General features: G+C 61.4%; 12 protein-coding genes. 5 read left to right on the plus strand and 7 right to left on the minus strand.

What is annotated here, in order from left to right:
- The 4 genes from RIN49_RS01205 to RIN49_RS01220 all read right to left on the minus strand — a co-directional run bounded on the left by RIN49_RS01205 (position 1) and on the right by RIN49_RS01220 (position 3,542).
- A complete protein-coding gene (locus RIN49_RS01205) occupies positions 1-1,464 on the minus strand; it encodes a circularly permuted type 2 ATP-grasp protein (RefSeq protein ID WP_309118334.1) in 1,464 nt (487 codons plus the stop codon).
- 118 nt (positions 1,465-1,582) lie between these two features.
- Positions 1,583-2,305 carry a YwaF family protein gene (locus RIN49_RS01210; protein ID WP_309118335.1) on the minus strand — a complete coding sequence of 241 codons (723 nt, stop codon included), beginning with the start codon at positions 2,303-2,305 and terminating at the stop codon, positions 1,583-1,585.
- A gap of 29 nt (positions 2,306-2,334) precedes the next feature.
- The gene (locus RIN49_RS01215; RefSeq protein ID WP_309118336.1) at positions 2,335-3,291 is read right to left on the minus strand and encodes a D-2-hydroxyacid dehydrogenase; all 957 of its coding nucleotides are present in this window, start codon (positions 3,289-3,291) and stop codon (positions 2,335-2,337) included.
- 74 nt (positions 3,292-3,365) lie between these two features.
- Complete coding sequence (locus tag RIN49_RS01220) at positions 3,366-3,542, minus strand: YjfB family protein (protein ID WP_309118337.1); 177 nt, start codon at positions 3,540-3,542, stop codon at positions 3,366-3,368.
- Between the two features lie 265 nt (positions 3,543-3,807).
- Here RIN49_RS01220 and RIN49_RS01225 point away from each other — a divergent pair, with 265 nt between their 5' ends.
- The 4 genes from RIN49_RS01225 to RIN49_RS01240 all read left to right on the plus strand — a co-directional run bounded on the left by RIN49_RS01225 (position 3,808) and on the right by RIN49_RS01240 (position 9,967).
- A complete protein-coding gene (locus tag RIN49_RS01225) occupies positions 3,808-6,639 on the plus strand; it encodes an ATP-binding protein (protein WP_309118338.1) in 2,832 nt (943 codons plus the stop codon).
- A gap of 40 nt (positions 6,640-6,679) precedes the next feature.
- Positions 6,680-7,432 carry a response regulator gene (locus RIN49_RS28745; RefSeq protein ID WP_375295192.1) on the plus strand — a complete coding sequence of 251 codons (753 nt, stop codon included), beginning with the start codon at positions 6,680-6,682 and terminating at the stop codon, positions 7,430-7,432.
- Positions 7,429-8,871, plus strand: coding sequence for an adenylate/guanylate cyclase domain-containing protein (locus RIN49_RS01235; RefSeq protein ID WP_309118339.1), 1,443 nt, complete (start codon positions 7,429-7,431; stop codon positions 8,869-8,871). Before RIN49_RS28745 ends, RIN49_RS01235 begins: the two co-directional genes overlap by 4 nt.
- Before the next feature lie 82 nt (positions 8,872-8,953).
- Entirely contained in the window at positions 8,954-9,967 is a 1,014-nt protein-coding gene (locus RIN49_RS01240) for an LLM class flavin-dependent oxidoreductase (RefSeq protein ID WP_309118340.1), read from the plus strand.
- A 52-nt stretch (positions 9,968-10,019) separates the two neighbouring features.
- Here the strand turns inward: RIN49_RS01240 and tlp are convergent, their stop codons facing one another.
- The gene (tlp, locus tag RIN49_RS01245) at positions 10,020-10,238 is read right to left on the minus strand and encodes a small acid-soluble spore protein Tlp (RefSeq protein ID WP_309118341.1); all 219 of its coding nucleotides are present in this window, start codon (positions 10,236-10,238) and stop codon (positions 10,020-10,022) included.
- A gap of 39 nt (positions 10,239-10,277) precedes the next feature.
- Entirely contained in the window at positions 10,278-11,969 is a 1,692-nt protein-coding gene (locus tag RIN49_RS01250; protein WP_309118342.1) for a DUF6044 family protein, read from the minus strand.
- Between the two features lie 120 nt (positions 11,970-12,089).
- On the opposite strand from RIN49_RS01250, the gene RIN49_RS01255 reads away from it, so the two are divergent.
- The gene (locus RIN49_RS01255) at positions 12,090-13,940 is read left to right on the plus strand and encodes an LTA synthase family protein (RefSeq protein WP_309118343.1); all 1,851 of its coding nucleotides are present in this window, start codon (positions 12,090-12,092) and stop codon (positions 13,938-13,940) included.
- A gap of 7 nt (positions 13,941-13,947) precedes the next feature.
- Here RIN49_RS01255 and RIN49_RS01260 read toward each other — a convergent pair whose 3' ends face one another.
- Positions 13,948-15,651, minus strand: a complete 1,704-nt coding sequence (locus RIN49_RS01260) for a putative bifunctional diguanylate cyclase/phosphodiesterase (protein WP_309118344.1) — start codon at positions 15,649-15,651, stop codon at positions 13,948-13,950.
- Positions 15,652-15,750: the final 99 nt, after the last annotated feature.

Raw genomic sequence — 15,750 nt, forward strand, 5'->3', positions numbered from 1 at the left:
TTACGTCCCCAGCACCCATGTGTCTTTCACGCCGCCTCCTTGCGAGGAGTTGACGACGAGCGAACCTTCCTTCATGGCGACGCGCGTCAGCCCGCCGGGGATGACGTGCGTCTCCCGGCCCGACAGCACGAACGCGCGAAGATCGATATGGCGAGGGACGAAACCGCCGTCCCGATAAATCGGCGCCGTGGACAGCTTGATCGTAGGCTGCGCGATGTAGTTGGACGGATTCTCTCGAATCTTGACCGCGAACGACGCGATCTCCTCGTCCGTGGCGGTCGGACCGATCAGCATGCCGTAGCCGCCCGAGAGCGACGTTTCCTTCACGACCATCTCGCCGAGCCGGGAGAGCACGTACTCCCGCTCGTCGGGCCTGGACAGCAGATACGTCGGGACGTTCGACAGCATCGGCTCCTCGTTCAAATAGTATTTGATCATGTCGGGAACGAACGTGTAGATCGCCTTATCGTCCGCCACGCCGGTGCCCGGCGCGTTCGCGATCGCGACGTTGCCCGCGCGGTACGCGTTCATGACGCCGGCGACGCCGAGCAGCGAGTCGGGTCGGAAGGCGAGCGGATCGAGGAAGTCGTCGTCGATCCGCCGGTAGACGACGTCGATGCGGCGCAGCCCCGTCCGGGTTCGCATGTAGATCTTATGGTCCATGCACACCAGATCGCGGCCTTCGACAAGCTCGATGCCCATCTGCTGCGCCAAATACGTATGTTCGAAATAGGCGGAGTTATAGCTGCCCGGCGTGAGCAGGGCGATCGTCGGGTTCGAGCGATCCGTTGGGGACATACACTTCAGCGCGGCGAGGAAATGGTTCAAGCTGTGGTCGACCTCTTCGATCGGATACGAGAAGTACAGCTCGCGGAACAGCCGTTTCATGATCGAACGCGAGGTAAAGAGGTAGGAGAAGCCCGAAGGCGAACGCAGATTGTCTTCGAGCACGAAATATTTGCCCCGCTCGTCGCGGATCAGGTCGATGCCGGCGCAGGTCGTATAGATGCCGTTCGGCACCTGCAGGCGCATCATCTCCGGCCGAAAATAACGATTCGCGACGATGAGCTTGCGGGGAACGATGCCGTCGCGCAAGATGTGCTGCTCGTGGTACACGTCGGCCAGGAAGCAGTTCAACGCTTTCGTGCGCTGCACGAGCCCCCGCTCGAGCTCGCGCCACTCCGCGTTCGGGATAATGCGAGGGATCAGATCGAACGGGATCGTCCGCTCGAGCGGATCCGCTTGACCGGGGTCGTAGAGCGTATAGGTGATCCCTTCTTCGAGCATGCGATCGTTCATCGCGGCTTGCCGGCGCGCCGCGAGCTCCGGCGTCATGCGCTCGAACGTTCGGCGGACCTCTTCGTAGTGCGGCCTGACCCGCCCCCCGGCGTCGTGCATCTCGTCGTAATATGCAGCTGTCGCCGCCGCGAACGGCAACCCGAACTGCGATTGCGGTAGGTTCATGCGAACGGCCTCCTCTTCTGTAAAATGTCATCTATCTCCATATTAATAACAGTAAATGTTATTGTAAATGACATTGTTAGAGGATTATTCAAATTTACATCACATAAAAATTACATAATCAGGCAGGATCGGGTCGATTTCGCTTTCGTCGGCGCGATGCGACGGCGTCCGCCGCCTTCACGATGCCGAGCAGCGCGAAGATCATCAGCAGCGCCACCGCCTCGAGCTCGAGAATGTACCAAGGCCACGGCGCCAGCGCATCGAGCAGCGAGCCCGTCGGCGGCTTCCGCGCGAGGAACATGAAATTTTCGCCTGTGATCGCGTTCGCGATGCCCGCGGGGACGGCGAGCGCGTTCAACCAGAGGAGCGAACGGAGCGCGGAACGCCAGGTCGGACGAATCCCGTCCACCGCGGTAAGAAAGACGCCGGCGCAGACGATGCCGATATGCGCGAAGAAAAAGTGGAAATAGCGGAAGTCGGGGAAGCCTACGGTCAAATACGGCGTCGCCAGCGCTTGCAGCGCGCCTAAGATGCCCACAAAGAAAGAAATCTCAACCAACGACCGTTTCCGTGTCAGCAAAGCGAACACGGAAAACCATAACGTCATCGTACACAGCTGGAAAGGTAGCGCATAGAGCCCCCAAGCGTCCGTTATCGTATACCAGGAGTATAGCGCGACCTCCGAAGCGGCGAGCAAGCCGGCAAGCCCGTACCGCGCGATGCGGTTCGCCGCCGGACGGCGCAGCGCGGCGCGGAAGCCTACGATCGCCGCCACCGATAACGCCGCCGCGAGCAGACCCGCTCCGTGCGCCGCGGAGAATAAGACGAACGGTTCCCTCATGTTCCGACTCTCCCCTCTCCGTTCCGATATCAGTAGCGCTTGCCTTGCGCGTCGAGCCGATTGATCGCCGGCGGCCGGCCGTCCAGAACCATCTCGAGGTTGCGCAGGAAAATATCGACCGCTCTCTCCGCGTACCGCTCGGTCGACCCGGCCGTATGCGGCGTCACGATGACGTTATCCATCGCCCAGAGCGGATGGTCCGCCGGCAGCGGCTCTTCCTCGAAGACGTCGAGCCCCGCTCCGGCGATCCGCCCCGCGTTCAACGCGTCGATCAGCGCTTGCGTATCGACGACGCTGCCGCGCCCGACGTTCACGAAGAAAGCCGTCTCCTTCATCGCCGCGAACGCACGCGCGTCGAACAGATGTTTCGACTCGGACGTCGACGGGACGACGGCGACGACGTAATCGCAGGACGGCAGCATGTCGAGCAAGCGTTCGACCGCGAACATCTCGTCGACGGCGGGCGACGGCGCGCCCGACCGGCGCACGCCGAGCACGCGCATGCCGAACGCCGCCTTCGCGATGCGCGCCGTCTCTTCCCCGATCGCGCCGACGCCGATGATGCCGATCGTTTTGCCGTGCATCTCGGATTTAAGGCCGGCGTGGTCCCATTTCCGATGTTGTTGGTTGCGGATGTATACGTCGATCTTGCGCGTGAAGGCGAGCAGCATCGCGAACACGGTTTCGGAAATCGGGTACGCGTGCACGCCGTTCGCGCTCGTCAGTTCGATCCCTCGCTCCAGGTAGCGATCGATTTCCAAATGATCCATGCCGGCGCTCCAGCTTTGCAGCCATCTTACGCGGGACGTCTCGGACAACACGGCCGACTCGAGCCCGTCCCGCCAGCCGACGACGATCTCGGCTTCCCGCACCGCGTCGTCCGTCGCCTCCGTTCCCGCCAGCACGGTCCAACCCGGCGCCGCTTCGCGAATCCGGTTCAACTCGGGCTCCTTCAATTTCGGTATGATCGCGATCGTTCTAATCATTCTCGACTCCTCCTTTATTTTCGCTTGCCCAGAAATAAAAATCCCCTGGGCGAAGACGCCCAAGGGATCACCCGTCAAATTGTTACGTCCAGCACCTTCCCGAGATTCGGGTGCGGCGCCGGCTGCGGCTGCGCTCCGGCGAAGTCGGCCAACAACTGCGAAGCCTGCTGCTTGGCCAAATCCTTCACCTTGCCGTACATCGCATACGACACGTCTCGCTTCAAGATTGCGGTATCGAGCGAGATTTCCATGCGGATTCACCCTCCTTGATTCAATCGCTTCTATTATATCCGACCGCAAACTGGGAATCAATGCCTATTCGGGCGACCGGCCGCGAACTAGACTCGAGAAGGTTTACCGCACTACCCTTCCCTCTGGTATAATAGACCCATTCTGACTAATTAAGAGAAACCAGGTGAATGTATGCAAGTTCCTCCCGGCGCGATCCCAAGGCCCCAGGCCCCACCGAAGAAGCGCAAGAATCGCAGAACGCTGCGCAAGCGGATCGTCCGCAATATGAACTATTCTTCGCTGATCAATCTATTTTTGTTCGCCTGCGTTCTCCTCCTGCTGGTTACTGGCGTCCTGCGGCCGATCAGCTATTCGCTGTCGGAGTATTTCGCGAAGTCGATACAGAAGGATCTCTCCTCTCCGATCACGCTGCAATATTTCGGCGTCGAGCGGCTGTCGGAGCTCGACCCCCGGGACCCCGCGGTACACGCTTGGATCACGGAACGCGTCGAGGAAGTGACCAAATACGAACAGTTCTCGCTGATGGTGGAGATCGAGATGGAAGACGGCCGGTTCGAGAGCGCGCCGAAGCCGGAGGACGCCGTCTATGTCGAGCTTCGACTCGGGGGCGCCGTGCCCTATTCGAATATCCCGCCGATGGCCCAATTGGGAGACGGCCCGTTCCGGGAGCTCGTGGAGTATTACAAGACCGAGACGGTCCTTCCGCTCGTCGACGAGACGACGGGCGCTTCGGTCGGTTCGATCATGGTCGGCATCAATCCGAAAATTCCGGTAGCTATTACGTTCTTGCTCGGCTTCGCGATGCTCGCCTTATGCATCGTCGCGTTAATGCTCACGAAGCTGATCGCGAGGCTCCTTACCGTGCCGCTCATCGCGCCAATCACGCAGCTGGAACAGAAGGTCAAAGCGATCGCCGAAGGCGACTTCCAATCGACGATGGACGCCAAGATCGAGCTGAAGCGGCCGCTTCGCGAAATCGAGTCGTTAATGGATTCGACGAATCTTATTATGGAAAATATGCAGCGTTACGCGGAGCAACTCCAACAGCAGAAGACGACCGTGGAGGAGCAGAACGACGAGCTGGAAGCGCAGAACGACGAGCTCGTCCAATCGAAGCGCCGACTGCAAGAAGCCCAGCGCCTCCTCACCGCGCGGGAGCGCAGCGTCCGGAGCTTGCTCGACAACGCGAAGCAAGGGTTCCTCACGTTCGGGCCGGAACTGCTCGTCGACGAGGAATACAGCCGCGAGTGCGCTCGATTGTACGGCGGACCGATCGCCGGCCTCTCGTTCCCGGTTATGCTCTCGCAGGGCGACGAGGAGCAGCGGCTGTTCATCGAGCGGCTGCTGCGCAAGCTGTTCGACGAACGGGACGCCGCGCGGCGGCAGGTGCTGCTCCCGCTTCTCCCGGAAGAGACGCGGATCGGTTCGATCGACGTGCAGATCGAATACGCGATGATCGCGGATCGCGGCGAAGACGGCGAGCTCTCGGAGCGCTGCATGGTCATGTTGACCGACATCACCGAGAAGCGTCAGCTGCAAAACCGGATGGAACAAGAGCGCAATACGCTGCAGACGGTCGTCAAGGTCGTGGTGGATTACAACGGGTATTCGTCGCTCGCGCGTTCCTTCTCCGAATGGGTCGCGGCGCCGTTCGACGAGACATGTCCCCCCGCCGGCATGAAGTCGGCGCTGTTCGATCTGTTCCGCGCCGTCCATACGTTCAAGGGCAGCTTCGCGCAGATCGGCATGTCGCGCCTCGCGGCGCGACTGCACGGCGTCGAATCGCTCGTCTCCGCTTGGAGCAAGCGCCCGGAGCCGCCGGCGCCCGCGGAAGCGCTAGAGAAGCTGAACGAGCTACGAATGGGCGATTGGCTGCAAGAGGAGCACGAGGTGCTCCGAAGCGTGCTAGGCGACTCGTTCTTCGACCAAGATCAAGTCCTCCTCGTCGACCGCGCGAAACTGTTGGAAATCGAACGGAAGATGATGGCTACGCTGTCCCCGGCGGATTGCAGCTTGCTGCTTCCGGAGCTCCGGAAGATCCGGTACAAGCCGTTCCGCGAGCTCCTGTCCTCCTATCCGGAATACGTCGTAGGCCTTGGGGAGCGATTCGACAAGATGATCGAGCCGTTCGACGTCGAAGGCGGCGACTTCCTCGTCGACGGCGACGCGTACCTGCCGCTCGCCCGATCGCTCGTGCACGTATTTCGCAACGCCGTCGACCATGGACTGGAAGGCCCCGACGAACGCGTCGAGGCCGGGAAGCCGGAAGAAGGGACGATCCGGTGCTCGGTGTCGCTGCAGGACGATACGATCCAGGTGCGCATTCGGGACGACGGCCGCGGCATCGACGTCGAGAAGCTGAAGCGGAAGGCGCTCGAGCAAGGCGTCCTCCAGGCGGAAGCGATCGAAGCGCTCTCCCCTGCGGAAGCGATGCAGCTGGCGTTCCTCGGCGAGCTGTCCTCCAAGGACGAGGTGACCGAATGGTCCGGACGCGGCGTCGGCCTCTCCTCGCTCCGCTACGAGGCGGAGCGGCTCGGCGGCACGGTGTCCGTCGCGTCGACGCCGGGCGCCGGCACCGCCTTCACCGTGACGCTGCCGTACGACGCCCTCGGGGGCATGCCGGACGTGACGCCCTCCTCCCTGCTGCTTCCGATCGCCGAGACGGCGGCGAGCTTCTTCCGGGAGAACGCGGACCTCGACTTCCGTCCGAACGGCGACGTTCGGGCCGAGACGGGCGGCAAGATGGCGCTGCTTAATTTCTCGACGTTCATGTCGGTTCAAGGCGTCTGCAACGGCATGTTCGTCCTGACGATGGACGAGTCGACGGCGAATACGTTGACGCGGCGGCTGGCGTACGGGGAACTGTCGCCCGAAGAGACGCGGCTGTATATGGAAGATACGCTCGCCGAAGCGGCGAATATCGTCTTGGGCAACTCGCTGAAGCGAATGGACGAGCTTGAAACCTACCTTTCGATCGACCCGCCGATCACCGTCTTTACGGAAGGCGCTTCGATGAAGGTGGCGGAGTCGGAGATGTGGTCGATCGAGCTCGGCGGCGCTTCGGGCGCGATCGCGATCGGTTTTATCAAAATGTGATTCGGAATAACCTGATTCGGAAAAGGACGGGACCCTCGATATGGCAACGGTATTGATCGTAGACGATTCGATTTTAATGAGGCGCAATTTGAAGATGATGCTGACGGAAGCGGGACACGAGGTCGTCGCCGAGGCGTCGAACGGCATCGAGGCTTACAAAGAGTACGTGAAGACGATGCCGGACATCGTCACGATGGATATCACGATGCCGGTCATGAGCGGCATCGACGCGGTGAAGAAAATCATCGCCTCGTATCCGGACGCGAACATCGTCATGATCAGCGCGCTCGACCAGCGCAGCATGGTGTTCGACGCGATTCAGAACGGGGCGAAGCACTACATTTTGAAACCGATCACCGCGGAGAAGGTGCTGCACACGATCAACGAGGTGCTTCACCAGGAGTCGGCGGAGGACGAAATCGCCGCGGCGTCCGCGCCTTCCGGCGCCGGCGCCGGGAACGCAGCCCCTCCGTTCGAGATCGCCAATAAGAACGGCGTCTTCATCGTTACGCTGCGCGCGTCGATGGGCGGCGAGCAGCTCGACGCTCTCGGCGGCGCGATCGCCGGCTTCCAGTTCATTAAGCCGCTTAAAGTCGTGTTCCACTTCGACGAAGCCGAAGGCATCGCCGACGAAGCGCTCGTCCGCATCGCGGGGTACGCGAAGCAAGTGCTGCAGGCCGGGGGCACCTCGAAGACGGTGTCGACCGGGAAGCTGCTCAACGCGCGGCTGAAGTCGTTGGACGAATCGCTGTTCGCCACGATCTACACCGATCTGTCGCAGATCGTCATATGAACGGCGAACGCGGCAACGAGGCATACCGGCGATTCGTGCCTCACGAGATGCTGACTTACCTGAATAAGGGATCGTTCGACGAGCTGCGGCACGATGACCACGTACGGCTCGAGATGACCGTGCTGTTTTCGGACATCCGCGCGTTCACGACGCTGTCCGAACGATGGAAACCGGAGGAAACCCTCCGGTTTTTGAATTCGTACTTATCTCGCATGGAGCCGAGCGTGGAGGCGTTCGGCGGCTTCATCGACAAGTTCATCGGCGATTCGATCATGGCGTTGTTCGGCGAAGGCGCGGACGACGCCGTAAAGTCGGCTCTGCATATGCTCGGCGCTTTGCGAGAGTACAACCTCGGTCGGCTGCGCGCCGGCTATGAACCGATCCGCATCGGCATCGGCCTGAACAGCGGCCCCCTCCTGCTCGGCATCGTCGGCGGCGAGCGGCGGCTGCAGGGCACGGTCATCGGCGACGCGGTGAACGTCGCTTCCCGAGTGGAAGATCTGAATAAGGCATATGGGACGACGCTGCTGCTCACCGGCAACACCATCGACCGGCTCGCCGATCCGACCAAGTACGCGATGCGGCAGATCGACGCCGTCCAGGTGCGAGGACGCCAGCGCGTCGAACGCATCTACGAGCTGTTCGAGGCGGACGCGCCGGACATCTTCGAGAAGAAGCATCGAACAAGGGAACGGTTCGAGGAAGCGAGAAGCTTATTCGAGCGGGGCGCGTATGCGGAGGCGAAGCGCGCGTTCCGCGACGTATACGCCGCGAATCGGTACGACCTCGTAAGCCGCGCGTACGTCGATCGCTGCGACCGCCCGCCGGTCGAGCGGATCGAAGCGCCGCTCGTCTATCCGGACGTCGGCGACAAGCTGGAACGCGGCGAACGCCGGCTGACCGAATGGATCGACGCCGCGCTCTCCCCCGTTCCGTCGGCCGCGCGTTCGGCGTCATCCGGATCGGATGCCGGAACGCCGGCCTTGCTCGAGCGGTTGGTCGAGGCGGCGCGCATTTACTTCGCGTATCATCTCGGCTTGCGTCTCCCGGAGGACGCTTGGAAGAACGCCGTTCCGACCTGGTCCCCTTCCGCCCCGTTGCTCGATCTGACGGCATGCGTCTTTCTCGAAGGCGCGATGGACGGCGGACTCCTTCTGAGCGTGGAGGTGGACGGCGGGCTCCGGCTTCTGCATCGGATGAGCTTCGAAGGCTGGAGCGCCGAAGAAGAGATGCCGCTGCTCATGGACGCCCTCGGCGAAGCGCTGAACATTGTCGCCGGCAACAGTCTGCGCATGTTCCAACAGTACGCCGACTTCGTCACGATCGAGCCGCCCGTCGCGATGCACACCTTCCGCCGAGAGCTTCGTCCGCCCGAGGGCGTGTGGTCCGTCGCGGTGCCGTTCGGCGAGGCGCGGATCCGCTGGATGGCCGTCGCTTGATCTGCAAGATTCGTGTTCGCGAGCCGCACTCGTCTATAATAAGCGGAAGCGAATATGCGAAGCGCGACAGGAGGTATGCGTCTTGAAACTGAAGATCAGCGTATTGGATCAGTCACCGCTCTTGGAAGGAGCCGACGCGTCGGAAGCGCTCCGTCAGACGATCCGGCTCGCCAAGCGGGCCGAGGCGCTCGGGTACGGGCGGTATTGGGTCGCGGAGCACCACGACACCCCCGGCCTCGCCGGCTCCGCGCCGGAGGTGCTGATCGCCGCGATCGCGGCGAACACGGCGCGCATCCGCGTCGGCTCGGGCGGCGTGCTGCTGCCGCACTACAGCCCGTATAAGGTCGCCGAGCAATTCCGCGTCCTCGAGGCATTATCCCCCGGCCGCATCGATCTCGGACTCGGACGCGCGCCGGGCGGCATGCCGCTCGCCTCGAAGGCGCTGCGGTACGGTCGAACGAAGATCATGGACGATCGGCTGCCGGACGCGATGCTCGAGCTCCACGGTTACTTGCATGACCGCCTTCCCGAGGGACACGAGCTCCAAGGGCTTCGGGCGACGCCGGTCGTCGCCACGGCCCCCGAGCTATGGTTGCTCGGCTCGAGCGTCGTCAGCGCGGAGATCGCCGCGAAGCTCGGGGGGGCGTTCGTCTTCGCCCATTTCATCAACGGCGACGACGGCGTGCAGGTCGTCCGGGATTACCGGGAGGCCTTCCGCCCCGGCCCGCTCGGCGACGCTCCCCGCGTGATGGTCGCGGTTCACGTCGTCTGCGCCGAACGCGACGAAGACGCCGAGGCGTATGCGACGGCGTTGGATTTGCGATTTCTGCTGTTCGAGCAAGGTCAGTTCGGCCGACCGTTCCCGACCCCCGAGGAGGTGCGCGACTACCCGTATTCCGAGTGGGATCGGATGCGCATCCGGGAAAACCGCAAGCGAATGCTGGTCGGCGGCCCCGAAGCGATCCGGGAGAAGCTCGCGGCGTTCGCGGACGCGTACGGCGTCGACGAGCTGATCGTCGTCACGTACGCGCCGACGTATGAGGCGCGCCTGCGCTCCTACGAGCTGCTCGCCGAGTCGACGATCGGCTCGCAGTAAAAAAAACCCCCGTCCGGCATGCGGACGGGGTACTTGTCGCGTTCGAATCGAATCAATCGGAGTGAGCTTCGTCCTTCACTTCGCTGCGGAACTTCTCGATCGCCTCTTGGCGGCGTTCGTTTTTCGCGAGAAGCGTCTCCTTTTCGGAAACGGGAATCTCGTCCGCGAACTCCCCCAAGTAATCTTCGGTGTCGTGTTTTTTCTTCAGCGTGTTCTGAATCGCCTTCTGCAGATGTGGCACGTTGTCTTCCCGGTTATCCGGCTTCGCCATGTCGCATATCCCCCCCTTTCCCAGCGAGGTTAGTATGCGTTATGAAGGAACTGCTTCATACAAATAGATACGCCAAGCGGAGTCGGGATGTCGGAACTCGCGCCGCAGCGCCAAGCCGTTCGATTCGGCGTTCTCGATAGGCACCGCGGAGAGAACGTACCGCCCTCCCAGCGCGCGGAACGCGTCGACGTCCCACTCGAAGTTCCGAATGATTTTCTTGGAGTTCGCCTTATAATCGTACTTCTTCCCCAATTCGTCGACGAACACGTAACAACGGCCGCCCCACGTATCGAAATATTCCCGAAGTTTCTCGTTCTTCTCGAGCTCCCGCGCAATGATGCTCCGGAACGCATGCTTGTAGGCGAGCGGATAGAAGTTGTTGTAGGTGTCCAAGGTGTAGAAGCCGTTGAATTGGGCGATCGCCGGATGGATCCCGACGCTGACGACGCGGTAGCTCGACGGCGGCGCGCCGATATAGTCCCGGATGTCCCGAAATTGCGCTTCGGCGTAAAACTCCCGGAACGACGGCCGATGCCGGAACTCGATCTCCTCGTTGTGCAGCCCGAGCAGGATGAGCTGACCGAGCAGCCCGACGGAGACGAGCGCGCGCCCTTTGCTCCCGCCGTGCCGCCACAGCAGCGAGCAAGCGAGCGCAAACCCCGCATAGATCACCAGAGGCCGTAGAAAATGAAATCGCGCGAAGTTGAACGTATTGAGCAGTCCCCACCGTTCCTTCAGCGGCTGCCACCCTTCGTAAAACCAAAACGCGTACCACGTCGATAACGCCGCGTTCCACGCGAGCAGCCACAGCAGCCGTCGGCCGTCGACGTCCGTCCTCCATCGCTTGACGCCGGCCGCGAGCAGCGCGGCGATGCCCGTGATCGGCAATACGATCGCCGCGTGAAGCGTCCGCACATGCGTATGGCCGATGACGAAGTTTTTCGCGGCGAGCCGAACGGATCGCCACAACGGCAGCTTCGACGAGACGAACTCGTCGCGGCTCGTCGGCGCCTCGGATAGGACGAGCGACAGAACGAGCCGATATTCGACGCATAGAAACAAGGCCGTCATCAGCGCGACCGCGCCCAAAAACCGGAGGTTCCAGCGGCGCTTTACGATCGCGTCCCACCCCCACCAAACGAACATCGCGGAGAGGAAAAAGAAAAAGCCAAGTACGAAGCTCGAGTACAGCGGCAGCGCGACGATCGTCCACCAGTGACGCGCCCTTCCTCCGCCGGCGCGGATATGAAGCAGCGCCCAGAGCGCCAGCGGCTGCCCTAACGTGCTGAGCATGCCCGAAGGCCAGAACGGCGTCAGCGCGAACGCAAGCGAGACGCCGATCCGAATCCAGCCCGCGTCGTCGCGGCGAAGCGCGAAGTCCCGAAGCAGCAAATACATGCCTAAGAAGGCGAAGACGCGCACGATCGTCTGGCTGATCGCGTAAGCGAGCATCGACGGGAATACGGCGTGCAGCGCGACCAGCAGGCTGAACTCCGTGCCGAAGGCGTTCCGCGGCAAGCCGTTCATAATTTGCGGAATGACGGCGTCATGCGCCCCGAACCATTGACCGCTCCGGATCAATACCCGGTACCATGCGATATTCGAATCCAAATTGTCGTGCACGCGCAGATGCGCCCGTTCCCCGAGCAGGAACAGAGGCGCGACGTAAGCCGCCAGCGCGGCCCCCGCCGCCCACAGCCCCGGGTGAATTCGGTTTTTTCCTCGTCGCACGCCGTTCCCTCCCCGTCGTTACTGCCGCTTACATAGTATTCCAAAGAGAAAGCGGAATATTTTCGGAACGGGAAGGCAACGATAACGTCTGTCATTTTCCAATTTTCGGGGGGAGCGCCGTTGTCTAACAGAAACGCTTTTCTTTATGTAGGTCTGTTCGCGATATGGTTGAAATCTTATGTAGTGCAGCGGTTCGCCTTCTCCTTACCGGTCTCCGGCTGGAAACAAGAGCTGATGATGTTGGTGCATCCGATCGCTTCCGTACTCGGGATCGCGCTCGTCTGCATGGTCGCGCTTCGCGGCCGCCTCCGCTTCGGCATCGTCGCCGCCGCGTTCGCGTCGTCGGCGCTGCTGTTCGCCGACTTGGTCTTTTATCGATTCTTTAACGATTTCCTCACGCTGCCGGTTCTGCTTCTGTCGGAGCATATGGACGATTTGTGGGAGAGCGTATACGACTTGCTGCAGCCCGGCGACGTTCTCGTCTTCGCGGACGGCTTCGCGCTTACGGCGTTGGGGAGCCGATTCCGCCCGAAGCTCGTGCCATGGTCCAAGCTGAAGCTGCTCTCCGCTCTCGCCCTGCTGGCCGCGGTATTGTCGGCCAACTACTCGATGGCCGAGAGCGCCCGGCCGGAGCTGCTCACGCGGGCGTTCGACCGGCAAATTTTGGTGCGCAGCATCGGCGCGTACAATTATCACCTGTACGACGCTGTCGTCAGCGCGCGTACGGGATCGCGGAAAGCGTTGGCGCGCGAGCCCGACTTCACGGAGGCGGCGCGCTTCTTCGAGACGCTTCCGCCGGACGGCGTCGATCCCGCGACCTTCGGGTTGGCCCGCGGCCGCAATGTGTTCTTGATCTCCCTCGAATCGCTGCAGAGCTTCATGCTCGATCGTCGCATCGAAGGCCGGGAAGTGACCCCGTTCTTAAACCGTCTGCGCCGGGAGAGCTTTTCGTTCGAAAATTTCTATCATCAGACGGCGCAAGGCAAGACATCGGATGCGGAATTTCTAATCGATACGTCGCTGTATCCGCTGCCGACCGGGGCGGTGTTCTTCACGCACGCCCAGAACGAGTACCATACGCTGCCGAAGACGCTGAAGGAGCATGGCTTTACGCCCGTCGCGTTCCACGCGAACGGACCGTCGTTTTGGAATCGCGGGCGCATGTACGATACGCTCGGGTACGAACGGTTTTATTCGGTCGACGATTTCGCCGTCGACGATAGCGATCGGATCGGGTGGGGGCTGAGCGACGCTTCGTTCTTCCGCCAGAGCGTATCGATGGCGGGACGGCTGCCGGAACCGTTCTTCGCCAAGCTCATCACGCTTACGAACCATTATCCGTTCGAGCTCGACGAGGCGAATCGGCTCTTGCCGGAATATACGTCGAAGTCGAGAACGCTGAACCGGTATATCCCTACGGTGCGATATTTGGATTCGGCGGTGGAGGCTTTCTTCGAAGCGGTGAAACGGGAGGGGTTGTACGAACGTTCGATGTTCGTGCTGTACGGGGATCATTACGGCATCTCGTCGAAGCATAACAAGTCGATGGCCCAGCTTCTCGGGAAGGAGCGGATCACGCCGTTCGATACGATCCAGCTGCAGCGCGTGCCGCTGATCATCCATATTCCCGGCGTCGACGGGCGCGTCATGCCGACGGTTTCCGGTCAGATCGACTTGTATCCTACGCTGCTTCATTTGCTCGGCATCGTCCCGTCGGACCGGTTCTACTTCGGAAGAGATTTGTTCGCGAGAAGCCGGCCCGAATTCGTCGTCTTCCGGGACGGAAGCTTCGCGACGGACAAGCTCGTGTACACGAAGAACGCTTGCTACGACAAGTCGACCGGCGAGGCCGTCGACGCGGCGGCGTGCGAACCGTTCAAGCGGATGGCGATCGATCGGCTGACGACGTCCGACGCGATCGTGTACGGCGACCTGTTCCGGTTCGATGCCGCCACCGCCAAGAAGCTGTAGCCGACGCTTAGGGAGACGAAATTCCGCAGCGGACGGCCGCTTGATCCAAAGCATCTTCAAGCTCCTCGAGCGGCACCGGCCGGCTGAGCAGGTACCCTTGCATCCATCGGCAGCCGAGGGCGCGCAGCGTCTTCCGTTGTTCGTCCGTCTCGATGCCTTCCGCGACGACCGCCAGCTCGAGACGTTCGCACATCGCGAGCAGCCCTTCGACGATCGCGCGGCTTCTCGGATCGTGCGGCAGCGCCTCGACGAATAACCGATCGAGCTTCACCTTCTGAACCGGCAGCTTCATCAGCAGCCCCAGCGTCGAATAGCCGTGGCCGAAGTCGTCCAAGGCGAACGTCACGCCCATCTCGCGCAGCCGCATTACCTGCGGTTCGATCGCTTCGATGTCGAACATGCTGATTCGCTCGTTCAATTCGAATTCGATCCGATCGGCCGGGAACGACGTCTCGCGCAAGACGGCCGCGACAAGCTCGGGGAAATCCGGCCGGCGCAGCTCGATCGCGTCGCAATTGACGGCGAGCTTCGAAATCCGACTTCTCCACCCGAGCAAGCTCTGAAGTTGAAGACATGCGTTCCGGAGCGTCTGTAAATCCATCTCGAGCAAATATCCCGACTTCTCCGCATGCGGCAAGAAGGCGTTCGGGCCGACGACCCCCATCTCGGGATGCTTCAACCGGATCAGCGCTTCGACGGCCGTCTCTCCCGTCGCCGCTTCGACGATCGGCTGATACAGCACATGGAAGGCGTTATGCTTCACGCCTCGACGCAGTCCGTTCTCCGGAATGAGCTCCTCGAGCTCGTCCTCGTACACCGCGATGCCTTCCTTCCCGTTTTTCTTGATCTGATACATCGCTGCGTCGGATCGAATGATATGATCCGAGAGCGTCGTCCCCTCCATGCTGACGCCCATGCTGACCGTAATCTGTATCTCGTGGCCCATCACGTCGAACGGCGCCGTCAGCTGCTCGTAGATCGACTCCGCGATCCGATGGGCTTGCTCCGCGCTCCGATGGAACAAGAGCACCATAAATTCGTCTCCCGCATAACGGGCGGGAACGCCGATGCCGCGAACCGTATGCTTCAGCCGATCCGCGAACCGCTTCAACAGCGCGTCGCCGAAGGAGCGGCCGTACGTTTCGTTCACCGCTTTGCAGCGGTCGATGTCGATAAAGACGGCGGACAGCTCCGCGTCCGCGGAAAGATGATCGTAAAACATCTCTAAATAAGTACGGTTATATAACGAAGTAAGCTCGTCTATGTAGAGGCTGTCTTCCACGTCGACCAATACGCCGAGGAAGACGGCCGCCTGTTCAAGGTAAGTCAGAGCGGGCGGCGTAAACCCGTTCGGACGGTCTAACGCGCAGATCGTCCCGAATCGGCTTCCGTCCCGTCGTCGTACGGGCAGCCCGATGAAGGAACGCGGACCGAGCAAGGAGGTCAAACGAAGATGTTGCGTAAGCGGGTGCGCGGCCGTATCCGGGATCATGACGGGTTCGTCCTTGTCCAACACGAGCTTGCAATAAGACTTCTCGTAAGCGAGGGTATCGCCTTCCGCGAACGTCGCATCGCTCCGATTCCAAGCGCTGACGATCCGATTCGTCTCAAGATCGCTTTCCGCGAGGAAGAACGTGTTCGCGCCGAGAAGCTGACCTAGATGCTCGAATACGACCTGAGAAGCTTCGTGTAAGACTTGTATCTGTTTCAAGCTGCTCCACCCTCTGCGACAGTGACTGACTCTATTTGACATTATTCGACAATCATTGTCGGTTTCCTGCTTTGCCCCCGACAATTTTCCATAGGATAG

Origin of the sequence: Paenibacillus sp. (assembly GCF_031177825.1) — a bacterium.
Taxonomy (GTDB): domain Bacteria; phylum Bacillota; class Bacilli; order Paenibacillales; family YIM-B00363; genus Paenibacillus_AE.

Coding starts and splice junctions, on each gene's coding strand:
- RIN49_RS01205 (WP_309118334.1), bottom strand. CDS start 1,464: ATGAACCTACCGCAATCGCAGTTCGGGTTGCCGTTCGCGGCGGCGACA.
- RIN49_RS01210 (WP_309118335.1), bottom strand. CDS start 2,305: ATGAGGGAACCGTTCGTCTTATTCTCCGCGGCGCACGGAGCGGGTCTG.
- RIN49_RS01215 (WP_309118336.1), bottom strand. CDS start 3,291: ATGATTAGAACGATCGCGATCATACCGAAATTGAAGGAGCCCGAGTTG.
- RIN49_RS01220 (WP_309118337.1), bottom strand. CDS start 3,542: ATGGAAATCTCGCTCGATACCGCAATCTTGAAGCGAGACGTGTCGTAT.
- RIN49_RS01225 (WP_309118338.1), top strand. CDS start 3,808: ATGAACTATTCTTCGCTGATCAATCTATTTTTGTTCGCCTGCGTTCTC.
- RIN49_RS28745 (WP_375295192.1), top strand. CDS start 6,680: ATGGCAACGGTATTGATCGTAGACGATTCGATTTTAATGAGGCGCAAT.
- RIN49_RS01235 (WP_309118339.1), top strand. CDS start 7,429: ATGAACGGCGAACGCGGCAACGAGGCATACCGGCGATTCGTGCCTCAC.
- tlp (WP_309118341.1), bottom strand. CDS start 10,238: ATGGCGAAGCCGGATAACCGGGAAGACAACGTGCCACATCTGCAGAAG.